We start from the raw sequence: 22,254 nt of genomic DNA, 5'->3' as shown, positions 1-22,254 counted from the left end.
CGTAAGGACCCCGTCGGGACTTTCGGAGGACGCCGCATGAGACACCGCACCTTGCGCCCCTTGGCGACGCTGGTCGTCGGCCTCAGCCTTCTCGCCGGGCCCGCCCTGGCCCAGGCCGAGGCGGTGGACCTGGACCGTTTCGACGGGCGCTGGTTCGAGATCGTGCGCAATCCCAATGATGTTCAAAAGGATTGCAGCCGCGCCCAGATCGATTTCACGTCTCAGGGTCGGGCCGGGCGCTACGGCATCGTCGTGACCTGCACCCGGCGCCCGGGCGGACAGATCGAGACTTTGCACGCCAACGCCCGCGTCACCGACGCTTCCACCAGGGCCAAGTTCCGTTTCACCCTGACCGGCCTGCTCAGCTTCGGCGGTTTGGCGGGGCAGAACTACTGGGTCTGGGACCACGCCCCGGACTACAGCTGGGCCATCATGGGTTTGCCGAACAAGTCGAACTGGTGGATCTGGCACCGCAGTCAGAGCCCGTCGGAGGCGACCCGGACCCGGTTGATCGCGCGGGCGCGGGAACTGGGCTTTCGCGGGGAGCCGGTTCACACCGGCCGCTGACGGCGCCGCTTGCGGTGGGAACATAGGCGGAACATAAAGGCCGCATGGCCGCCTCCGCCCTGCATCTCGAATTGGTCTTCAGCCGTCCCGAGACCACCCTGTCGGTCACGCGCGGGGCGGCGCGGCTGATGCGCGACCTGGGCTATGCGCCCCTGCTGGAGGTCTGTCTGCCCAATGGCCGGCGCGCCGACGTCATGGCCCTGGGCCCCAAGGGCGACGTGGTCATCTGCGAGGTGAAGTCGGGGATCGACGACTATCGCGTCGACCGCAAGTGGCGGGAGTACGGGCCCTTCTGCGACGCCTTCTACTTCGCCGTGGCGCCGGAGTTTCCGCAGGGGGTTCTGCCGGACGAGCCGGGCCTGATCGTCGCCGACGGTTTCGGCGGGGCCGTGGTGCGCGAGGCGCCGGCCACGCCCCTGGCCCCGGCGCGGCGCAAGGCGCTGACCCTCGCCTTTGCGCGACTGGGGGCGTTGAGGACGATGCGGGCGTGATGTCCTTCTCCCCTTGTGGGACAAGGTGGCCCGCCAGGGCCGGATGAGGGGTGTCGGCGCGACATTAAAGATTGAGGCGCCGACGAGGGAGCTTTCAGGCCGAGGCGCTTACACCCCTAATCCGTCAGGCTTCGCCTGCCACCTTCTCCCACAAGGGGAGAAGGGAGTTAGCGCGGCGCTCTTTTCGCCAGGATGCGTTGCAGGGTGCGGCGGTGCATGCCCAGGCGGCGGGCGGTTTCCGAGACATTGTGGTCGCACAGCTCGTAGACGCGCTGGATATGCTCCCAGCGCACCCGGTCGGCGCTCATGGGGTTTTCCGGCGGCTCGGGGGCTTCGCCGACCGACAGCAGGGCCTTGACCACGTCGTCGGCGTCGGCGGGCTTCTGCATATAGTCGACGGCGCCGGCCTTGACCGCCGCGACCGCCGTGGCGATGGCGCCGTAACCGGTCAGCATGACGATGCGGGCGTCCTCGCGCCGCTCGCGGATGGATTCGACCACCTTCAGGCCGTTGCCGTCCTCCAGCCGCATGTCCAGCACGGCGAAGGCGGGGACGGAGACGCGCAGGGCGTCGCCGGCCTCAGCCACGGAGCCGGCCAGGGTCACGGTGAAGCCGCGCGCTTCCAGCGCCCGGCCCATGCGCGTGCGCAGGGCTGCGTCGTCGTCCAGCAGCAGCAGGGTCTTGTCGGCGAGGGTGGCGATACGCGCTTCGAGTTCGGACATTTAGTTCTCCTGACGCTCAGGTCGTGCGTCCGCGCGGCATGGTCAAGGTTTTAGCTCCCGACTGCGACATCAGGTTCCACCTAGGCGTTGCTTGGTTCAAGGGCGGGATCTGTGACTTCGAGCGCCTGGCGCGGCCAGCGGACGGTGACGCGCGCGCCCTTGGGCTGGCCTTTTTCGCCGCCGCCGGATCCGACTGAAACCTTGCCCCCGCTGCGCTCCAGCAGAGTGCGGGCGATGAAGAAGCCCAGCCCCATGCCGCCCTGGCTGGGCGCAATGGGGGCGGTGATGGGCGGGGGGGCTGCGGTGGGGCGGCCCGCCTTGCGCGGGCGGGCCGAGGCGGCGGCGATCTGGGCCGCGAGGGCGCGGCGCGCCTTGGCCTGGGGCCGGCTGGTGACATAGGGCTCGCCCAGTCGCGGCAGGATTTCCGAAGCGAAGCCGGGCCCGTCGTCGACGATGTCGATCTCGATCCAGCCGGCGTCGACTATGGCCGTCACGCGCACGCGACTGTGGGCGAAGTCGGCGGCGTTCTCGATCAGGGTCGACAGGCCATGAACGACCTCGGGCAGGCGATGGACCCGCGGCAGGGGCTGGCCCGGCGGGGCCTTCACCGCCGTCTGGAAATCCAGATCAAAGCCGCGGTGCGGCTCGACCACCTCCTCCAGCAGGGCCTTCAGGTCGACGTCGGCGTAGAGGGGGTCGCCGTCCTCGGGCTGGGCCGACAGCTGTTTCAGGATGTCGCGGCAGCGTTCGGCCTGTTGCAGCATCAGGGCGGCGTCCTCGGCGGTCGGGCTGTCGGGCGGGGAGGCGCGCAACAGCTCCTTGGCCACGACCTGGATCGTCGCCAGGGGCGTGCCCAGTTCATGGGCGGCGGCGGCGGCCAGACCGCCGAGCGCCGCCAGCCTCTGTTCGCGCTGGAGCACGTCCTGGGTGGTGGCCAGGGCCAGTTCCAGCTTCTCGGCGTCGGCGGCCACCTTCCAGGCGTAGCCCGAGGTGAACAGGACCCCGGTGGCCAGGGCCAGGCCCATGCCGAACCGATAGAGGGGCGGCAGGACCAGATGCTCGTGCAGGCGCCAGGGCAGGGGCAGGGACCAGGAGAAGAGAACGGCCAGAGCGATCAGGGCCATGACGCCCAGCACCAGGGCCTGACGCGAGGGCAAGGAAGCCGCCGCGATGGTCACCGGCGCGACCAGCAGGAGGCAGAAGGGGTTGTCCAGCCCGCCGGTCAGGGCCAAGAGCGTGGCCAGCTGCAGGATGTCGAAGCCCAGCTGCGTCGCAGTCTGAAGGCCGTTGGGCAGGCTGCCGTCGATGCGCCGCGCCCGCGCCATGGTGGCCAGGTTCATGACCACCCCCGCGCCGATGGTCGCCAGACATTCCCACAAAGGCAGGGGGAAGTGCAGGGCGAAATAGGCGGTCAGGATGGCGCAGGTCTGGCCGAAGACCGCCAGCCAGCGCAACACGATCAGGGTGCGCAGCGACAGGCCGCGCCCGCGTCGGGGCCGCTCGCGCAGGGCCTCCATCGAGCCGGACGGAACGGCGGCCACCCCCGCTCCCACGCGTTGGGCGGCCTGCGACAGGGAGGGGGCTTCTGTGCTGCTCACGCCTCTTCTATAGACCGCGACGTCGGCGGCCGCATCCGCCGCTTGAGGAGAAGTCGATGCCGCGTCGTCCTGTCATCCTGTTCGCGTCCGCCTGTGCGGTCATCGCCCTGGCGCTCGGCCTGATCACCATGGTCGTGGTCAAGGGACGCGAGCAGTCGGCTCAGGTCGCCGAGACCGGCACGGGGCAACCGATGGTGGGCGGGCCCTTCACCCTGACCAACCAGGACGGACAGGTCGTCGATCAGTCGATCCTGAAGGACAAGTGGACCCTGGTCTTCTTCGGCTTCACCTACTGCCCCGACTACTGCCCGACGACGCTGGGCGTGCTCAACGCCGTTCAGGAGCGGATGGGCGACAAGGCCAAGGATCTGCAGATCGTCTTCATCAGCATCGACCCCGAGCGCGACACGCCGCAGTTGCTGAAGGACTATCTGTCGTCGGACGGCTTCCCCAAGGGCGTCATCGGCCTGACCGGCACGCCGGAACAGACGGCCCAGGCGGCCAAGGCATACCGCGCCTTCTACCAGAAGGTCGGCGAGGGCGAGGGCTATACGATGAACCACAGCCTGACCGTCTATCTGATGGGGCCGGACGGCCAGTTCCGCAGCGCCGTGGCCCACGACCTGGGGCCGGACCGCACCGCCAGACTGATCGAGAACGCCATGGAGCGCGGCTGATCACCTTTCCCTGATTGGGGCGAGCTTGGTCTGTTTTGCGCTGAAACCTAATATATGCTGCACTGCCGCATCGGCGGGGGCCGCAGTCGGGGTTTCATGCTCTACGCATTTCACGAGCTCGCCTATCATTCAGCGACGCCGTTCCGGATCGGGGCCCAGATGGCCCGCCAGTTCTGGACGTCGCCCTTCAATCCGGCCTCGGACACGGCCATCGGCCGCACCGCCTACGCCTCGGCCGAGGTGTTCGAGAGCCTGACGCGGCGCTACGGCAAGCCTGCCTGGGGGCTGGAGATCCTCGACATCGACGGCCACGCCGTGCGGACGACCGAGCAGGTGGTCTGGTCCTCGCCCTGGTGCAGGCTGGTGCGCTTCAAGCGCGACGCGGGCGATCTGAAGAAGGCGGGCAAGCCGTCCGACGCGCCCGCCGTCCTGATCGTCGCCCCCCTGTCGGGCCACTACGCCACCCTGCTGCGCGGCACGGTCGAGGGCTTCCTTCAGGATCACGACGTCTATGTCAGCGACTGGAGCAATGCCCGACAGGTGCCGGTGCTGGAAGGCCGCTTCGACTTTTACGACTACATCGACCACGTCCGGGCCATGCTGACGGCCATCGGCCCGCGCGCCCATGTCGTCGGCGTCTGCCAGCCGGGACCGCCGGTCCTGGCGGCCTGCGCCGTCATGGCGGCCGAGAACGACCCGAACCGGCCCGCCTCCATGACCTTCATGGGCTCGCCCATCGACGCCCGCCTGTCGCCGACGGTGACCAACCAACTGGCCGAGGAAAAGCCCTTCACCTGGTTCCGGTCGAACATGATCCACACCGTGCCCTGGCCCTATCCGGGGTTCGGACGGCGCGTCTATCCCGGCTTTGTCCAGCTCTACAGCTTCATGTCGATGAACGAGGACAAGCACGTCGACGCCCATCATCGCTACTTCGAGAGCCTGGTCGACGGCGACGGCGACGGGGTCGAGAAGCACGAGCAGTTCTACGACGAATACCTGTCGGTGCTGGACCTGACCGAGGAATTCTATCTCCAGACCATCGACATCGTCTTCCAGCAGCACCTGTTGGCGCGGGGGCTGTTGGAGCATCGCGGACAGACGGTCGATCTGACGGCGATCAGCGACATCGGCCTGGCCACGGTCGAGGGCGAGAAGGACGACATCTCCGGCGTGGGTCAGACCCAGGCTGCGCACGGCCTGACGCCCAACATCCCCGACGACCGCCGTCTGCTTTACGTCCAGCCGGGCGTGGGCCATTACGGCGTCTTCAACGGCCGCCGCTTCCGCGACGAGATCTATCCGCGGGTGCGCGACTTCATCGCCCAGAACGAGTCCTTAAGTGCAGTACCGGAACGGCCAGCGGCTGCCGCTTGAGGGCGGGGGCGCCCTTCGCCTGTCGGTGAACCCGCGCGCTCGAAGGCTGTCGATCCGCATCGACGCCCGCGCTGGCGAAGCCGTGGCCGTGGCCCCGACCGAGCGGCGTCTGCCCGAGGTCGTGGCCTTCGCCCGCACCAGGGCCGAATGGATCGCCGACCGGCTGGCGGCGCGGGTCGCGGGGACGCCGCTGGAGCCGGGCGGCGAAGTGTCCTGGTTGGGTCGTCGTGTGCGGCTGGAAGCCGTCGGCGGGGCCGGCGCGGCGCGTCTGGTCGAGACGCCGGACGGGCCGGTGATCCGCTCGGGCGGCGAGGGCGAGGCCTTCTCGCGTCGGGTCGAGAACTGGTTCAAGCGGGCGGCGCGCGCGTTTCTGGTCGCCCGCACCGAGGTTCATCTGACGGCGCTGGGCCAGAAGCCGGTCAAGGTGTCGATCGTCGACACCCGCTCGCGCTGGGGCTCGTGCAGCCCGCACAACCGCTCGATCCGCTATTCCTGGCGAGTGATCATGGCCCCTGCCGAAGTGGCCGACTACCTGGCCGCCCACGAGGTCGCCCACCTGGTCCACGCTGACCACAGTCCGGCCTATTGGGCGGTGGTGCATCGTCTGGTCGGCGATCATCGGCCGTTCCGCCAATGGCTGCGCGACCACGGCGCGGCCCTGCACGCCGTGGGGCGGTAGAGGCCTAGACTCCCGCTCATCCCGGCGAAGGCCGGGATCCAGATCAAATGACGAGACGGCAGGTCCTGCACGCGGGATCGCACTACTTCCGCAGACGGCGCGCCTTACAATCTGGGTCCCGGCCTTCGCCGGGACGAGCGAGAAAGTATGCGTTCTTCCTCCCCTAGAAGAACACCGCCTCGGGCTTCTTCTCGCTGCGCGGGGCGTCCTTGGGGGACGGCTGCGGCGAGGTGGGGCGAACGACCGGCTGGTTGTTGGGCAGGGGCGCGGGCGCCGGGACGGGCTGGCCGTCGACGATGGCGGGGCCGGGTTCGCCCTCGACCGACTGGGCGTAGGGATCCTCGACCTGGCCCATCATGTCGCCGACCGGATCGGGCGCGACCCAGCCTTCGGGCAGGGGCGGGCCGTTGGGGATGGGCTGGACCGCCAGCTTGGGCAGGGCGGCCTCCATGAAGCCGCGCCAGATGGCGGCGGGCGAGGAGCCGCCGGTCACGCCGCGCATGGCCTTGTTGTCGTCCTTGCCGACCCAGACGGCGGCGACGAAGCCGCCGGTGTAGCCGACGAACCAGGCGTCCTTGTAGTCCGAGGTGGTGCCGGTCTTGCCCGCGATGTCACGCCCGCCGATGGCCGCCGAACGGCCGCTGCCCGAGGTGATCACGCCGCGCAGCATCTGGTTCATGTAGTAGAGCGGCGGGTTGTTGATGGTTTGACCGTTTTCGCCCGTGCCGTGGCTGTAGATGACGCGGCCCGAGGGGGTGCGGATGCGGCTGATGCCATAGGCCTCGACCCGCTTGCCGCCGTTGGCGAAGGCGTCATAGGCCTGAGCCATCTCCAGCGGGCTGACCTCGACGGCGCCGAGCGCCATGGACGGCTGCAGGCCGATTTCGCTGGTGATGCCCAGGCGGCGGGCCGCGCGAGCCACGGCATCGCGGCCGACCTGATCGGCCACATAGGCGGCCACGGTGTTGGTCGACTGGGCCACGGCCTGGGCCAGGGTCATCTGGCCCGAGAAGTTGCCGGAATAGTTCTTGGGCGACCAACCGCCGATGGTCACGGGCTGGTCCACGACCGGCGTCGAGGGCGTGTAGCCGGCCTCGGTCGCCGCCAGATAGACGAAGGGCTTCCACGCCGAGCCGGCCTGGCGGCGGGCGTCGGTCGCGCGGTTGAACTGGCTGTCGGCGTAGGAGCCGCCGCCGATCATGGCGCGGACCCGGCCTTCGCCGTCCAGGGCGACCAGGGCCGCCTGTTCGACGCCCCGGCCCTTGTCGCGGTCGAGGATGCGGCGCACGGCGCGCTCGGCGTCGGTCTGCAGGGTCAGGTCGAGGGTGGTCTCGACCACCATGTCCTCGGTGGGTTCGCCGACCAAGCCGCGGATCTGCTTGTCCAGCCAGTCGATGAAATACTGGGCGTGCTGGCTGGCCAGGGTGCGCGAGACGCGGACCGGCTCGGCCACGGCGGCTTCGCGCTGGGCCGGGGTGATGGCGCCGACGTCGACCATTTCGTTCAGCACGACGTTGGCGCGGGTGGCGGCTCGCTCGCTCTCGGAGACGGGCGAATAGCGCGACGGGGCCTTCAGCAGGCCGGCCAGCAGGGCGGATTCGCCGACCGTCAGCTTGTCCGCGCTCTTGTCGAAATAGCGCTGCGAGGCGGCCTCGATGCCATAGGCGCCGGCGCCGAAATAGACGCGGTTCAGATAGAGGGCGAGGATCTCTTTCTTGGTGAACTTCATCTCCAGCCAGACGGCCAGCATCAGCTCCTGGACCTTGCGCTTCATGTTCTGATCGGGCGTCAGGAACAGGTTCTTGGCCAGCTGCTGGGTGATGGTCGAGCCGCCCTGGACCACGCGTCCGGCCTTGAGGTTCAGCGCCATGGCGCGGCTCATGCCGATGGGGTCGAAGCCGGGGTGGTGGTAGAAGCGGCGGTCCTCGATGGCCACGAAGGCGGCGGGGACATAGTCGGGCAGGGCGTCCAGATCGACCGGCGGGGCCATCTGGGTGCCGCGCACCGCGATCAGGGCGCCGGAGCGGTCCAGATAGGTGATCGAGGGCTGGCGCTCGACGTCATAAAGCGTCGAGGTGTCGGGCAGGTCGCGCGCGAAGATGGCGAAGAAGACGACCGCGAAGATCAGGCCCCAGACGGCCAGCACCGCGCCCCAGTAGAAGAGGTTGCCGAGGAAGGACCGACGCGGCTTCTTGCCGCCAGCCTGCTCGTTGCGGTCCGGTCCGCCGTCTTTACGCGCCATGAAAGTCCCTCTTGCAGCGGCGTGACCCTAGAGCGAAATCGGCAGGGACGCGACAGCGTCCAAACTCAGATATTCGCGCAAGCAAGATGCCGGGTCGCGCCGTCGCAGAAAACGCCGTCTTTTCTAATCACAGGAGCGTGAGGACCTATTTCGCCGAAAGAAAGGCGTCGAGGTCGCCGTAGAAGGCTGCCGGCTGGTCCAGCATGATGAAGTGGGCGCTGTCGTCGACGCGCTTCAGCCTGGCGCCCGGCAGGTTGGCGAACGACATCTGATAGATGGCGTCGGTGATGGCGTCGGTCATGCGCGGGTCGTTGAACTTGACGTAGAGGACCTCGGTCGGGGCGGTGATCTTGCCCAGTTCCGGGCGCAGATCGGTGACGATCAGTTCGCGGAAGGCGGCGGCCGAGACCTGCTGATCGCTGTTTTCGGTGTCCTGCAGCGGGCCGGAGCGGGCGGCCTCGGTCTTGATCATGCCGGTGACGGCGGCCTTGGCCTGGGTCAGGTACTGGTCGCGCGGCGCGGTCGACTGCGCGGTGAAGACCTGATCGGCGACGGGGACGACGCTCTGGGCCGTGGTTCCGGGCGGGCCGAACATGGCCCCCATGAAGGGGATCATGTCGACGACCATCAGCTTGCCGACGAGGTCGGGGTGCCGCGCCGCCAGCATCATGCCCATGGTCCCGCCCATGGAGTGGCCGACGACGGCGGGCTTTTGCAGACCCTGTTCGCGAATGTAGCGGGCGATTTCCTCGGCCACGGGGGCGGCGACAGGCCCGCTTGCATTGCCCTTGGCCGGGGCGCCGGCGAAGCCCTGAACATGGATGCGGTGGACGCGGTAGCGGCCCCCCAGATGATCGACCACGCCCTGCCAGATCTCGGGCGAGGACGAGAGGCCGGGGATGAGGATCAGGTCAGGGGCGCCTTCGGGGCCGTCGACGCGGACGTGCAGGCGGTCCGAGGCGAAGGCGGCGTGGGCGTGGCCGTGAGCGGCGTGGCCCTCGGCATGGTTTGTGTGGCCGTCCTGGGCCAGGGCGGGCTGGGCGGCGACCAGCAGCAGGGCGGCGGCCCCGGAAGCAAGAATGGAGGCGGTGCGGATCATGGCGTCTCTCCCCGGAGATTTTGACCCAGATTAATTCATCGGTTGGAGAAGGGAATGGGCTTTGGACGGGCGGCGGTCCCTGCTGCTAGAAAGCGGCCATGACCGCTGACGCTGCTAACTCCTCCGCGACCGCCCCCGAGGCCAAGGCTCCGCCGACCGCCTTCGGCAAGGGCTTCGTGCGCGACGCCTGGTATTTCGTGGCCCTGGCGCGCGACGTGCCGGTCGCCAGCCTGAAGCGCTATGAGGTGATGGACGAACCGGTGCTGGTCGGCCGGACCCGCGCGGGCGAGGTCTACGCCATGCGCGACATCTGCCCCCACCGCGCCGCGCCCCTGTCGGCCGGGCGGCTGGTCGACAAGCCCGGCGAGGGCGAGACGATCGAATGCCCCTATCACGGCTGGCGCTTCCGTCCCGACGGCGTCTGCGCCGCGATCCCGTCCCTGGTCGAGGCTCAGGACTTCGAGGCGAACCGCATCCGGGTGCGGTCCTATCCGGTGCGCGAGAGCCAGGGCCTGGTCTTCGTCTGGATGGCTTCGGACGCGCGCAACCCGTCCGAGCCGGATCACGAGCCGCCACTCTTCCCCGGCGCCGAGGGCGAGGCCAAGCTGGTCGAGGCCATGGACTTCGACAGCCATATCGACCACGCGGTCATCGGCCTGATGGACCCCGCGCACGGCCCCTTCGTGCATCAGCAGTGGTGGTGGCGCTCCGAACACTCGATGCACGAGAAGGCCAAGACCTTCGCGCCGCGCGACTATGGCTGGGCCATGGTGCGTCACGCCCCGTCGTCGAACAGCCGCCTGTACAAGATTCTGGGCGGGGCGCCGGCGACCGAGATCACCTTCCGCCTCCCGGGCTATCGCTGGGAGCATATCCAGGTCGGCGCCAAGCAGGTGCTGGCCCTGACCTGCCTGACGCCGGTGACGGAAAACAAGACCCGCATCACCCAGATCTTCTGGTCCGACCACTGGGTGTTCGCCATCGCCAAGCCCTTCCTGCGGATGGGCGTGGTCGCCTTCCTGAAGCAGGACGGCGGCATGGTGAACCTGCAGAACGAGGGGCTGAAATACGATCCCGCCCTGATCTGGATCGACGACGCCGACAAGCAGGCGAAGTGGTATCAACAACTGAAGCGCGAGTGGACCAAGAGCCGCGCCGAGGGCCGCGCCTTCGTCAATCCGATCAAGGAAATTGTCCTGCGCTGGAAGAGCTGAGCGGAGGGCTGGCCACAGTCAGTCGGCGCCGGGTCTGAAGCCAAGAAAAAGGCCTCTCCCCGCGATGGGGAGAGGCCTATCTGTTCGGCGGTCAGGGGCGCGTCGCCCCGCCGATTACTGGCGCGACAACTGGCTGGACAGGATGAGGTCCAGTTGCTTGCGGATGTGCGGCGTCAGTTCCTCGATGCCCCAGTTGTCGTAGGCGGCGTAGCGGAAGTTGGCGATGAAGACGTCCCAGATCATGCGGGCCATGACCAGCTGATCCAGGTCCTGACGCAGTTCGCCTTCGCGGATGCCGCCTTGCAGCACGGCGATGACGGCCTCGATGATGGGCTTGACGAAGGTGCGCGAACGGGCGTCGGCGGCCTCGGGCTGGAACCACGAGCGGGCGATCATGGCCTGCATCAGCGGCAGGTGCTCCAGCGAGCGATGGTAACCGGCGGTCAGGCCCTCGGCCAGACGCTCCGCGACGCGGCCTTCATGACCGGCGGCGGTCTGGATGTCCTGCAGCAGGCCGGCCATTTCCTCGGCGAAGACGCACTCGAACAGTTCGGCCTTGTCCTGGAAGTTGGCGAAGACGGCGCCGGTCGACATTCCGGCGCCCTTGGCGATGTCGCGAATGGTGGCGGCGTCGTAGCCGCGCTCGGCGAAGAGGGCGCGCGCGGCGTCCAGCACCTTCTGACGGGTGCGGATCTTGGCGGCCTGGCGGCGGTTCATCCGGACCGGGGCTTCGGTTTCGGCAGCCTCGGGGGCGGACAGGGTGGTCTCACGCATCAGTAAAATACTCTGGCTCGGGAGGGGCTTAGAGCCCGCCGGTCGTGAAGGACGTTAGCAGCATCGAACCAGATCCGACGCCGCCTCGGCGTGGACCACGGCAAGACGACGACAGGCGTCCCGTGGGGGGAGGCGAACTTTCATCACCGAACATTGACCAAAATGGGTCACGAACCGCGCTCAAATCTTGCTGAAGCTTGGCCTTAAGGTCAATCTACATAAGGGTTTTTACGTAGTCACGTATTCCCGGTCGGTGGCGAGAGCGCGGATCGCACGCTTCTGAAAGCCCGGGCGGGGCGGGCGCCGCGATCATCGGGCGCGGCCGCCTGGAAGGTTCTGCGGAAGCCGTCGCGGCGTTCATGGATCGACGCCAGCACAAGCCCCATGGGCACGCCGAGGTCGACCAGGGTGTTTTCGGCCAGTTGCAGGCTGGCCTCGGTGGTTTCCGGCACGGCGTCGGTGACGCCCAGGGCGTAAAGACGGGCGGCGTGTCGGTCGTCGCGTGCGCGCGCGATGAGGATCAGGTCGGGGCGCAGGGCGCGGGCGGCCTTGACCACCTCATCGACCTTGGTCGGGCTATCCATGGTGACGATCAGGGCGCGGGCGGATTCCAGGCCGCAGGCGTTGAGCATCTCGGGCCGGGCGGCGTCGCCGAAATAGACTTCGAAGCCTTCGGCGCGGCCGGAGCGAACCGAGGCGGGGTCGGCGTCGAGGGCGATGAACCTCTGGTCGTGCTCGGCCAGAAGTTCGCCCACCAGTCGGCCCACCCGACCGAAGCCGACCACCAGGACGGCGCCGTCGGGCGCCAGGACGGCGCCGTCCGGCGACAGGCCCTCAGCGTCGGTCTCAAGCGGAAGGGCGGCGCCTTGGGTCAACACCCGCGCCAGGACGGCCAGGGGCGGGACGGCGAACATGCTGAGGGTGGCCGCCAGCATGGCCTTGCGGGTCAGGTCGGGGTCCGCCAGGCCCTCGACCAGGCCGGTCGACAGGACGACGAAGGCGAATTCGCCCGCCGGGCCGAGAACCAGGGCGGTCTCGATAGCCGAACGCGCCGCCAGGCCCCAGGCGCGCGCCAGAATGAAGATGATCAAGGCCTTCAACAGGATCAGGCCGCCGGCCAGACCCAGCACCGTCCAGGGGTCGGCGGCCACGGCGTCCAGATCCAGGCCGATGCCGACGCCGATGAAGAAGACGCCGAGCAGCAAGCCCTTGAAGGGATCTATGGCCACCTCGACCTCGCGGCGGAACTCGGTCTCGGCCAGGAGCACCCCGGCCACGAGGGCGCCCAGGCTCATCGACAGGCCGACCGCCTGGGCCCCCAACCCGGCGACGACAACGACCAGAAGGCAGGCGGCGACGAACAGTTCACGGCCCTCGCCGCGATGCTGGGCCCGGGCCACCGAGCGGAACATGGGGCGCAGCACCAGCCGGCCTAGCAAGACCATCAGGAACAGGCCGCCAGCGGCCGGCAGCAGGGTAAAGAGGGCGCGTCCCAGGGCGGCGGGCTCTACGGCGCCGCCGGATGCGGCGCTTTGGGCCAAGGTGGCCAGAACGGTGACGGTGATCAGGATGGGCGCCACCGCCACGTCCTGGGCCAGAAGCACGGCGAAGGAAGCGCGGCCGGTCTCGCTGTTGATGCGGCCCTGCGCCGCCAGAACCGGCATGACCACGGCGGTCGAGGAAAGGGCCAGTCCCATGCCCAGAACCGCTGCCCCCGCCAAGGGCTGGCCCAGAACCATGAAGACGACGGCGATGGCGACGGCGCAGACGGCGATCTGCAGCATGCCGAGTCCGAAAACCAGGCGACGCATGGCCTTGAGCCGTTCCCACGACAGCTCCAGTCCGATCATGAACAGGAGGAAGGCGACGCCCAGCTCCGACAGCTGGCGGATCTGGGCCTGATCGCCGATGGTCAGCCAGCCGAGCCAGCCGTGCGTCTGGGCGAACCGGCCCAGGCCGTCGGGGCCCAGCAGGACGCCCGCGGCCAGAAAGCCCAGAACCGGACTGATCTTGAGGCGGTTGAACAGTGGCACGACCACGCCCGCGGCCGCCAGAAAGACCACAAGGTCCCGATACTCGCCGCCGTGCGCCTGGCCCATGGATCCTCCGTAAGGTCGCACTGTGATGCAGGCGATCACGTTCTGGCGATACCGCTCGCGTCTTTCATGAACTTTTTTTAAGACGCCGGGGCGCTCAAGGCGGGATTAGGGTCCGCGCCGAACCTGAGCATGGGTTAGTCGAGGGATTTGCTTATGAAGAAACTGCTGATCGGGGCCGCTGTCGGCGCCCTGTTCCTGCCCGCCGGCATGGCGGCGGCGCAAGACGGCCACGACCACGCCTGCGTGGACGAGAGCTGCACGGTCGTGGAACTGTTCCACGGCGCCTCGGCGCCCGAGGGCGGCGCTGCGCCGGCCGGCTGGGTCGGCACGGACGCCCCCAAGTACGGAACCTGGGGCTTTGACCTGTCGGGCCGCGACACCTCGGTCTCGCCGGGTGACAGCTTCTTCCGCTACGCCAACGGCACGGCCTTCGACAAGCTGCAGATCCCGTCCGATCGCACCTCCTACGGCTCCTTCCCGCTGTTGCGGGAACTGTCGGACAACCGCATGAAGGCCCTGATCCAGGGTCTGGTCGCGCGCACCGACCTGACGCCGGGCTCGGACGAGGCCAAGATCGCCGACGCCTATCGCAGCTACATCGACGAGGCGCGCATCGAGCAGCTGGACGCCCAGCCGCTGCAGCCCTACCTGGCCGCCATCCGCGCCGCGGACACCCATGAGAAGATCGCCGCCTACATGGGTCAGACCCAGGGCCGCGTCGGCTCGTCCTTCTTCGGCACCGGCATCACCATCGACCAGAAGAACCCCACCCGCTACGCGGTGACGACGGGCCAGTCGGGCATCGGTCTGCCGAACCGCGACTACTATCTGGACGCCCGCTTCGCGGACAAGAAAGAGAAGTATCAGGCCTATATTGAGCGGATGCTGACCAACATCGGCTGGGCGGACCCGGCCGGTCACGCCGCCGCCATCGTCGCGCTGGAGACCAAGATCGCCGAGGCCCACTGGACCCCGATCGAGAACCGCAACCGCGACAAGACCTATAACGAATACACCATCCAGACCCTGGCCGCCGAGGCGCCCGGCTTTGACTGGACCGGCTATTTCAACGCCGCCGGCCTGGGCTCGGTCAATCGTCTGATCGTGCGCCAGAACACGGCCATGCCCAAGATCGCCGCCATCTTCGCCGCGACGCCGATCGACACCCTGCAGGCCTGGCAGGCCTTCCACACCACGGACGACGCCGCCGGCAGCCTGTCCAAGCGTTTCTCGGACGCCCAGTGGGAGTTCCGTTCGCGCGACCTGTCCGGCCAGCCCGAGCAGCGTTCGCGTGAAAAGCGCGCCATCAGCTTCGCGGAAGGTTCGCTGGGCGAGGCGGCGGGTCGCCTGTATGTCGCCGAATACTTCCCGGCTGAATCCAAGGCCAAGATGGAAGAGCTGGTCGCCAACCTGCGCACCGCCCTGTCGCACCGCATCGACAACCTGACCTGGATGGGGACGGAGACCAAGGCGGCGGCCCAGGAGAAGCTGCGCAAGTTCACCGTCAAGATCGGTTATCCGGACAAGTGGCGCGACTATTCGGCCCTGGAAGTCCGCGCCGACGACCTGTTCGGCAACACCCAGCGTCTGGGCCAGTTCCAGTGGAACTATCAGCTGAACCGTCTGAATCAGCCGGTCGACAAGGCCGAGTGGGGCATGACGCCCCAGACGGTCAACGCCTACTACAACTCGGCCAATAACGAGATCGTCTTCCCGGCCGCCATCCTGCAGCCGCCCTTCTTCGATCCGAGCGCGGATCCGGCGGTCAACTACGGCGGCATCGGCGGCGTCATCGGCCACGAGATCGGCCATGGCTTCGACGACCAGGGCTCCAAGTCCGACGGCGACGGCGTGCTGCGCAACTGGTGGACCGATGAGGACAAGGCCAACTTCCAGGCCCTGACCACCCGTCTGGGGGCCCAGTACGACCAGTTCGAGCCCCTGCCGGGCTTCCACGTCCAGGGCGGTCTGACCATGGGCGAGAACATCGGCGACGCCGCCGGCACGGCGGTGGGTCTGGAGGCCTATCATCTGTCGCTGAACGGCAAGCCCGCGCCGGTGATCGACGGCGTGACCGGCGACCAGCGCTTCTTCTACGGCTGGGCCCAGGTCTGGCAGTCCAAGTACCGCGAGGACGCGCTGAAGAACCAGATCGCCACCGATCCGCACAGCCCGGCCGAGTTCCGCGTGATCGGCCCGGTCCGCAACATCGACGCCTGGTACGAAGCCTTCGGCGTCAAGCCGGGCGACAAGTACTACCTCGCGCCGGAAGACCGCGTCCGCATCTGGTAAGCGTGACGTCTGACGAATGAAGAGGGCCGGGGCGTCGCCGCTCCGGCCCTTTTTCATGGCTAACCGCTGGCTATCGAAACTTGTTCGACAATCGGCTGTCGCGTCGTCGTCCGAAGGCGGAGCTGCTGGATGTCAGGCATGAAAAAGCCCGCTGCGGGGGATACATCGCAGCGGGCTTTCACGCTCTCTAAGGAGCGGACGTTTCCTCCCCGAAACGCCTCCAAGATGTCGCTGCGTTTGATCGCTGCGCCTCCTGAGTGAGACCAAATGACGCGAAGGCCGGGGGCAAGTCAATCATGTCCATGCCAAAAGGCAGGTCTTTCGTGACTGAACGTCGATAATACACGCTCAGCGCCAAAAGTTAATCGAAGACTATTCGATAATGGACCGGATCGTGGCGATGAGGTCGCCGCGCGCCACCTTCTGCTGACCGGGACGCTCGGCCTTCCAGGCTTCGTTATCGGCGATGGCGCCGGCGCGGGCGCGCCCGGCGTCCAGATCCTTGATGGTGACTTCGCCGGCGGCCAGCTCGTCGCCGCCGAGGATGACCACGGCCGGCGCGCCGCGACGGTCGGCGTATTTCATCTGCGCCTTCATGCCGGCGCGGCCCAGATAGAGCTCGGCGGCGATGCCGGCGGCGCGCAGCTCGGACACGGCGTCGAGATAGTGCTGCATGTCGTCTTCCGCGAAGACGATGACCACGACGGGGCCGCGCGTCGCATCGTCGGCGCCGCGACCGGCGGCGCGCAGGGCCGAGGCCAGACGCGACACGCCGAATGAGAAGCCGGTGGCCGGGGTCGATTGGCCGGTGAAGCGGGCCACGAGGTCGTCATAGCGGCCCCCGCCGCCGATGGAGCCGAAGCGCACGGTGCGGCCCTTGTCGTCCTTAGTGTCGAGCAGAAGCTCGGCCTCGAACACAGCGCCGGTATAGTATTCCAGACCGCGCACGATGGTCGGGTCGAACTTCACCTCGGCCTCGCCGACGCGCATGGCGGTCAGGGCGCGGTCGATGGCCGACAGCTCGGCCAGGGCCGCTTCGCCCGCGGCGCCCAGGCCGGCGCCGGCGTTGGCCACGGCGTCCAGCACGCCCGCGCGGCTAAGGCCGGGGGTCTCGGCCGAGACGAGGAAGGCCTCGACCGCGCCGATGACGGCGGCAGGCAGGCGGGCGCCCTTGGTGTAGTCGCCGGATTCATCCAGACGGCCCTCGCCCAGCAGGGCGCGCACGCCCTCCAGACCCAGGCGGTCGTACTTGTCGACGGCGCGCAGGGCGGTCAGGCGCTGGACCGAGTCAGTCACGCCGCCGGCGTCGAACAGGCCGTCGAACAGCTTGCGGTTGGAGACGCGGATGACCGACTGGCCGCCGCCGAGACCGGCGGCGCGCAGGCCCTCGCAGCCCATGGCGATGATCTCGGCGTCGGCCTCGGGGCGGTCGGAGCCCACGGTGTCGGCGTCGCACTGCCAGAACTCGCGGAAGCGGCCGGGACCGGGCTTCTCGTTGCGCCAGACCGGGCCGTAGGCATAGCGGCGGAAGGGCTTGGGCAGGGTCTCCCAGTTCTGGGCGGCGAAGCGGGCCAGGGGCGCGGTGTGGTCATAGCGCAGGGCCATCCACTCGCCCGGCTCGTCCGATCCGGCGTCGTCCTGTAGGGCGAAGACGCCTTCGTTGGGGCGGTCGGCGTCGGGCAGGAACTTGCCCAGGGCGTCGGCGTACTCGAACGCCGGGGTCTCCAGCGCCTCGAAGCCCCAGCGTTCATAGACCTCGGACACGCGCGCCACGATGCGGCGTTCGGCGGTCAGGTCGCGGCCGCGACGGTCAGCGAACCCGCGCGGCGAGCGGGCTTCGGGGCGGATGGGGGCTTCGTCGGTCATGCCGCGCGATTAAGCCATCGGCGGACCGGCTGCAACTTGCTGTCCGGCGTCTTGGTCAGACGGCGCGGCGTAGAGGCAGATCGTGGCCATAGCTGAGGCGGCGCCACAGCCACTCCAGCGGCCCCATGCGGAACCGGCTCAGCCACAGCGGCGACCAGATCAACTGCAGGGCCCAGACGGCGGCGACGACGGCCCACTGGGCCGGGTAATCGACCTGTCCCATCAGGCGAGGCCCCCACGGCATGTAGAAGAGGGTGCACATGATCAGCGTCTGGCTTAGATAGTTGGTGAAGGCCATCTGCCCGACGGGGGCGAAGATCCGGCGCACCCACATGATCCCGCGCGAGGTCAGCAGGATCAGGCCGCTGGCGTAGGCCAGGGTGATGAAGATCGGGTAGGAGGCGACGACCTCGGCCCAGCCATGGGTGGCTTCAACGCCCGGTCCGGCCGTGATTTCACGCCATTCCAACACGCCGAGCAGGGCCAGGACCGCGCCGCCGACCGCGAGCAGGGTCAGATAGACGCGGGTCTGCAAGCGGCCATGGAAGAAGCCGGCCTTGAACAGGCCCAGGCCCAGCATCATCAGCGGGATGGTGGCGAAGACATAGCCGAACAGGCTGGCGCTTTGCAGGATGCCCCAGGCTTTCAGGTTCTCGATCAGGCCGGCGGGCCAGCCGCTGCGATAGGCGGCGATGCTGGCGGAGACAGCGCCTTCGGCCAGGTCCATGCTGTCGTCGCTCATGGCCTCGACTAGGGCGGCGGGGCCGTTGACCGTCAGCCACATGGTGGCGGCCTGCATGGTGGCCAGGGCCAGTGTGGCCGCCGCTCCGAACAGGATGAGCGAACGGGCCGACATCGAGCGCACCAGCATCATGAACAGGCCCGACCAGGCGTAGAGCAGCAGGATGTCGCCGTACCAGAAGGCGGCGCCGTGGATGACGCCGAACAGGGCCAGCCACATCAGGCGGCGGCGCAGCACGCGGCCGCGCGCCTCGTCCCCGCGTTGACCGCCGACCAGAAAGATCGAGACGCCGAACAGCATGGAGAACAGGGTGACGAACTTCTGGTGAAAGAAGACCTCGACCGTCCACTGGGCCACGGCGGCCGCGCCGACCAGGGGGAAGGGCGATTGCTCCGGCGACATCGCCGCCGACATGGGCAGGGCGAAGGCGGCGGCGTTGACCGCCAGGATGCCCAGCACCGCCACGCCGCGAAGGACGTCCAGGGTCTGGATGCGCGCGCCGGCGGCCACGGGCTGCGGGCTGTCCGCGAGAAGGATCTGATCAGTCATGGCGTCGGCTTTCCCCCGTCGAGGAGACCGGTCATGCGGGCTGCGGGCGGCGCCGACACCTTAAAACGCGGTAATGTTCAGGGCTGACCGTTCGGCATCAGGCCCATGCGGCCCTTGACCACGGGGGCGGGCGCAAAGGCGATGAAGGCCACGCACAGACCGGCCCACAGGGCGTAGCTGACGCCTACCAGCACCGCCAGCGGCAGACCGGCGACGCCGAAGATCAGCAGGGTGGTCTCCAGCGCGCCCAGCCCCTGGACCAGGCTCTGCGAGGCGATCACCGACAACAGGGACATGACCAGGGCGATCAGGGTCTGTACGGCAGCGGCCAGCAGCCCGCCGAAGACCATGAAGCGGCAGACCACGCCCAGACGCGTCGAGGGGCGGCCGACCCGCTCATGGGTCTGTCGCAGCAGCCACAGGCCCACGGGTGCGGCGATCAGGCCCAGCACCAGCAACACCAGCCGCCAGTCGGTGTCGACGCCCGAGGCCCAGTTTTCCGGCGGCCAGACGACCAGGGTCAGAATGAGCGGCGGCCAGGCGGCGGCGGCCAGGGCGGCCAGCACGAACCTCTGGGTCGAACGGCGCGGCGCGACGCGCTTGAGGCCCGGGAGGTCCTCGATCCGGTCGAGGCGCAGCATCAGCGGGTCGGGACCGGCGTCGCGCCGGAATAGTCGTAGAAGCCACGGCCGCTCTTCTTGCCCAGCCAGCCGGCCTCGACGTACTTCACCAGCAGGGGGCAGGGGCGGTACTTGCTGTCGGCCAGACCGTCGTACAGCACGTTCATGATGGCCAGGACCACGTCCAGGCCCATGAAGTCGGCCAGCTCCAGCGGCCCCATCGGATGGTTGGCGCCCAGCTTCAGCGCCTTGTCGATCGAGGCGACGTTGCCGACGCCTTCGTAGAGGACATAGATGGCCTCGTTCATCATCGGCACCAGGATGCGGTTGACGATGAAGGCGGGGAAGTCCTCGGATTCGGTGGTGATCTTGCCCAGGCTCTCGGCGAAGGCGACGGCGGCCTCATAGGTGGCGGCCGAGGTGGCGATGCCGCGCACGATCTCGACCAGCTTCATCGTCGGCGCCGGCTTCATGAAGTGCAGGCCGATGAAGCGGTCGGGCCGGTCGCTGACCGAGGCCAGGCGCGTGATCGAAATGGACGAGGTGTTGGACGCCAGCAGGGTGTCGGGGCGCAGGTGGGGCAGCAGGTCGACGAAGACCGATTTCTTGACCGCTTCGTCCTCGGACGCCGCCTCGATGATCAGATCGGCCTGGGCCGCCTCGGCCAGCGAGGCGACGGGCTGAATCCGCGTCAGGGCCGTATCGGCCTCGGCCTGGGTCATCAGCCCGCGCGCGGCGCGCCGCGCCAGGCTGGCCGCGATCTCGCCCTGGGCCAGGGGAATGCGCTCGGCCGACAGGTCGTAGAGCCGCACCTCATAGCCGCCGGCGGCCACCGTCTGAGCGATGCCCGAACCCATTTGCCCGGCGCCGATAACGGCGACTGTCTTGATCGTGGTCATAAATACGCGCAATCTGCGGTCCCGCGGGGACCCGTCGCGCGCACCTTAGGAGCCCGCCCGCCGGGCGCAAGGGGCGGAATGGGGCGGGATTAAGATTCCTGACCGCCCGTGTCCGAGTCTCAACGACCTAGTAGCCGCCCGCCAGACCCAGCGCCGCCTGATACAGCGGCGGCAGCAGATAGCCTTGCACGCCCTGGATGATCAGCAGGGCCACGATCGGGGTCAGGTCGATGCCGCCCAGGGGCGGGATGATCCGGCGCAGCGGGGCCAGGATGGGGCTGGTGAACCGATCCAGGAACTCGGCCACCTGGGCCACGAAGCGGTTGCGATAGTTGATCACGTCAAAGGCGAACAGCCAGCTGAGGATCGCATTGGCGATGATGGCGAACAGCAGAAGCTGCAGCAGCGCGCCCAGCACGAAGAAGATGAAGCCGATGACGCCGGCGCCGATGCCCATGAACCAATTCCCTTGAAAGCAGACCTGTTTCTAGCGGGGCCTTGCGGGAACGCCAAGGATTCCTCCGCGACCCGTTGACACTCCCCCGCGCCGCCCTCTATCTCCGGCATCTGCCTGTCGGTCGGGGCCGTAGCTCAGTTGGTAGAGCGCGTCGTTCGCAATGACGAGGTCAGGGGTTCGACTCCCCTCGGCTCCACCAGGGCTTTTCAGACAATCGGATGTCGAGACGGCGCGTGTGCGCGCCCGCTCAGTTTTCCCGATAGAAGTTGCAGTACCAGTCGACGAAATGGCCGACGCCGTCCTCGACCGGGGTCGAGGGGGCGTAGTCGAGGGCTTTCAGGGTGTCGGCGACATCCGCCTCGGTATTGGCCACGTCGCCGTCCTGCATGGGCATGAGGTTCAGCTTCGCCTTGCGACCCAGCTTCTCTTCCAGCACCTCGATGTAGCGCATCAGGGCGACCGGGCGGCCGGCGCCCAGGTTGAGGATGCGCCAGGGGGCGACGCCGCTGGTGGCCGGGTTGGGGGCGGTGGCGTCCCAGGTCGGGTCGATGGCGGCGGGGCGGTCCAGGGCCGCGATCACGCCGGTGACGATGTCGTCCACATAGGTGAAGTCGCGCGACATCTTCCCTTCGCCGTAGACGTCGATGGGCTCGTCCTTGAGGATGGCGCGGGTGAATTTGAACAGGGCCATGTCCGGGCGGCCCCACGGTCCATAGACGGTGAAGAAGCGCAGGCCCGTGGCCGGGAAGCCGAACAGGTGGGCGTAGGAATGGGCCATGGCCTCATTGGCCAGCTTGGTCGCCGCATAGACGGTCAGCGGGTGGTCGGCCGGGTCACGCACCGAGAAGGGCAGGGCGGCGTTGGCGCCGAAGACCGAGCTGGTCGAGGCGAAGACCAGGTTGGCGGCCTTCACCGCGCGGCAGCCCTCGAGAATGCTGAGGAAGCCGACGACGTTGGAGTCCACATAGGTCTCGGGCGCCTCGAGGCTGTAGCGGACACCAGCCTGGGCGGCGAGGTGGACGACGCGGCGCGGCTGGTGCTCGGCGAACAGGGCGGCGACGCCGTCGCGGTCGGCCAGATCGAGGGTGTGGTGGCGATAGGCAGGGTAGGGCTGAAGCTGGGCCAGACGGGCGTGTTTCAGTGCCGGGTCGTAATAGGCGTTGAGGTTGTCCAGACCGATGACCGTCTCGCCGCGCTCCAGCAGCCGCCGGGCGGTGTGAAAGCCGATGAAGCCGGCGGAGCCGGTGACGAGAACGGGATCGGTGGACATCGGGCTGCGATAGACGGTTG

General features: G+C 68.3%; 19 protein-coding genes and 1 tRNA gene. 8 read left to right on the top strand and 12 right to left on the bottom strand.

The window, feature by feature from the left end; all coding sequences use genetic code 11:
* Positions 1-36 precede the first annotated feature (36 nt).
* The gene (locus ACFYLW_RS13800) at positions 37-567 is read left to right on the top strand and encodes a lipocalin family protein (protein ID WP_312064775.1); all 531 of its coding nucleotides are present in this window, start codon (positions 37-39) and stop codon (positions 565-567) included.
* 44 nt (positions 568-611) lie between these two features.
* Positions 612-1,058 (top strand): DNA repair putative endonuclease MmcB, encoded by a 447-nt coding sequence (gene mmcB, locus ACFYLW_RS13795; protein ID WP_312064777.1) that lies wholly within the window; start codon positions 612-614, stop codon positions 1,056-1,058.
* A 167-nt stretch (positions 1,059-1,225) separates the two neighbouring features.
* Here the strand turns inward: mmcB and ACFYLW_RS13790 are convergent, their stop codons facing one another.
* A complete protein-coding gene (locus tag ACFYLW_RS13790; RefSeq protein ID WP_312064779.1) occupies positions 1,226-1,780 on the bottom strand; it encodes an ActR/PrrA/RegA family redox response regulator transcription factor in 555 nt (184 codons plus the stop codon).
* Between the two features lie 80 nt (positions 1,781-1,860).
* A complete protein-coding gene (locus ACFYLW_RS13785; protein ID WP_292084661.1) occupies positions 1,861-3,378 on the bottom strand; it encodes an ActS/PrrB/RegB family redox-sensitive histidine kinase in 1,518 nt (505 codons plus the stop codon).
* 56 nt (positions 3,379-3,434) lie between these two features.
* Here ACFYLW_RS13785 and ACFYLW_RS13780 point away from each other — a divergent pair, with 56 nt between their 5' ends.
* The 3 genes from ACFYLW_RS13780 to ACFYLW_RS13770 all read left to right on the top strand — a co-directional run bounded on the left by ACFYLW_RS13780 (position 3,435) and on the right by ACFYLW_RS13770 (position 6,111).
* Positions 3,435-4,055 carry an SCO family protein gene (locus ACFYLW_RS13780; RefSeq protein ID WP_292084663.1) on the top strand — a complete coding sequence of 207 codons (621 nt, stop codon included), beginning with the start codon at positions 3,435-3,437 and terminating at the stop codon, positions 4,053-4,055.
* A gap of 96 nt (positions 4,056-4,151) precedes the next feature.
* Positions 4,152-5,432: a polyhydroxyalkanoate depolymerase gene (locus tag ACFYLW_RS13775; RefSeq protein WP_312065471.1), complete on the top strand. Its 1,281-nt coding sequence runs from the start codon at positions 4,152-4,154 to the stop codon at positions 5,430-5,432.
* Positions 5,398-6,111, top strand: a complete 714-nt coding sequence (locus tag ACFYLW_RS13770) for a SprT family zinc-dependent metalloprotease (RefSeq protein ID WP_312065470.1) — start codon at positions 5,398-5,400, stop codon at positions 6,109-6,111. Before ACFYLW_RS13775 ends, ACFYLW_RS13770 begins: the two co-directional genes overlap by 35 nt.
* Positions 6,112-6,274: 163 nt before the next feature.
* On the opposite strand, the gene ACFYLW_RS13765 is transcribed toward ACFYLW_RS13770, so the two are convergent.
* Together ACFYLW_RS13765 and ACFYLW_RS13760 are read right to left on the bottom strand one after the other, a co-directional pair.
* The gene (locus tag ACFYLW_RS13765) at positions 6,275-8,353 is read right to left on the bottom strand and encodes a PBP1A family penicillin-binding protein (protein ID WP_312065469.1); all 2,079 of its coding nucleotides are present in this window, start codon (positions 8,351-8,353) and stop codon (positions 6,275-6,277) included.
* Between the two features lie 145 nt (positions 8,354-8,498).
* Positions 8,499-9,452, bottom strand: a complete 954-nt coding sequence (locus ACFYLW_RS13760; RefSeq protein WP_312065468.1) for an alpha/beta hydrolase — start codon at positions 9,450-9,452, stop codon at positions 8,499-8,501.
* A gap of 98 nt (positions 9,453-9,550) precedes the next feature.
* On the opposite strand from ACFYLW_RS13760, the gene ACFYLW_RS13755 reads away from it, so the two are divergent.
* A complete protein-coding gene (locus ACFYLW_RS13755; RefSeq protein WP_312065467.1) occupies positions 9,551-10,666 on the top strand; it encodes an aromatic ring-hydroxylating dioxygenase subunit alpha in 1,116 nt (371 codons plus the stop codon).
* Positions 10,667-10,780: 114 nt separating this feature from the next.
* Here the strand turns inward: ACFYLW_RS13755 and ACFYLW_RS13750 are convergent, their stop codons facing one another.
* Complete coding sequence (locus tag ACFYLW_RS13750; protein ID WP_292084670.1) at positions 10,781-11,440, bottom strand: TetR/AcrR family transcriptional regulator; 660 nt, start codon at positions 11,438-11,440, stop codon at positions 10,781-10,783.
* 236 nt (positions 11,441-11,676) lie between these two features.
* On the bottom strand, positions 11,677-13,539 hold the full coding sequence (locus ACFYLW_RS13745; RefSeq protein WP_312065466.1) for a cation:proton antiporter: 1,863 nt from the start codon (positions 13,537-13,539) through the stop codon (positions 11,677-11,679).
* A 153-nt stretch (positions 13,540-13,692) separates the two neighbouring features.
* On the opposite strand from ACFYLW_RS13745, the gene ACFYLW_RS13740 reads away from it, so the two are divergent.
* The gene (locus ACFYLW_RS13740) at positions 13,693-15,831 is read left to right on the top strand and encodes a M13-type metalloendopeptidase (RefSeq protein WP_312065465.1); all 2,139 of its coding nucleotides are present in this window, start codon (positions 13,693-13,695) and stop codon (positions 15,829-15,831) included.
* Positions 15,832-16,203: 372 nt separating this feature from the next.
* Here the strand turns inward: ACFYLW_RS13740 and hisS are convergent, their stop codons facing one another.
* From hisS to ACFYLW_RS13715, 5 genes are all read right to left on the bottom strand, one after another.
* Positions 16,204-17,697 carry a histidine--tRNA ligase gene (hisS, locus tag ACFYLW_RS13735; protein ID WP_313471833.1) on the bottom strand — a complete coding sequence of 498 codons (1,494 nt, stop codon included), beginning with the start codon at positions 17,695-17,697 and terminating at the stop codon, positions 16,204-16,206.
* A 55-nt stretch (positions 17,698-17,752) separates the two neighbouring features.
* Positions 17,753-18,988: a DUF418 domain-containing protein gene (locus ACFYLW_RS13730; RefSeq protein WP_312064077.1), complete on the bottom strand. Its 1,236-nt coding sequence runs from the start codon at positions 18,986-18,988 to the stop codon at positions 17,753-17,755.
* A 77-nt stretch (positions 18,989-19,065) separates the two neighbouring features.
* Positions 19,066-19,629 (bottom strand): hypothetical protein, encoded by a 564-nt coding sequence (locus ACFYLW_RS13725; RefSeq protein WP_312064076.1) that lies wholly within the window; start codon positions 19,627-19,629, stop codon positions 19,066-19,068.
* Entirely contained in the window at positions 19,629-20,507 is an 879-nt protein-coding gene (locus ACFYLW_RS13720) for a 3-hydroxybutyryl-CoA dehydrogenase (protein WP_312064075.1), read from the bottom strand. Before ACFYLW_RS13720 ends, ACFYLW_RS13725 begins: the two co-directional genes overlap by 1 nt.
* 127 nt (positions 20,508-20,634) lie before the next feature.
* Positions 20,635-20,964 (bottom strand): YggT family protein, encoded by a 330-nt coding sequence (locus ACFYLW_RS13715; protein ID WP_292084678.1) that lies wholly within the window; start codon positions 20,962-20,964, stop codon positions 20,635-20,637.
* A 123-nt stretch (positions 20,965-21,087) separates the two neighbouring features.
* Here ACFYLW_RS13715 and ACFYLW_RS13710 point away from each other — a divergent pair.
* A tRNA-Ala gene (locus ACFYLW_RS13710) sits at positions 21,088-21,163 on the top strand.
* Between the two features lie 48 nt (positions 21,164-21,211).
* Here ACFYLW_RS13710 and ACFYLW_RS13705 read toward each other — a convergent pair.
* Complete coding sequence (locus tag ACFYLW_RS13705) at positions 21,212-22,234, bottom strand: NAD-dependent epimerase (RefSeq protein ID WP_312064074.1); 1,023 nt, start codon at positions 22,232-22,234, stop codon at positions 21,212-21,214.
* Between the last annotated feature and the right edge of the window lie 20 nt (positions 22,235-22,254).

It is taken from the genome of Brevundimonas sp. NPDC007368 (assembly GCF_042869015.1).
In the GTDB taxonomy this organism is placed as follows: domain Bacteria; phylum Pseudomonadota; class Alphaproteobacteria; order Caulobacterales; family Caulobacteraceae; genus Brevundimonas.
The sequence above is the reverse complement of the archived record's forward strand: the minus strand, read 5'-3'. Positions and strand labels throughout refer to the sequence as shown.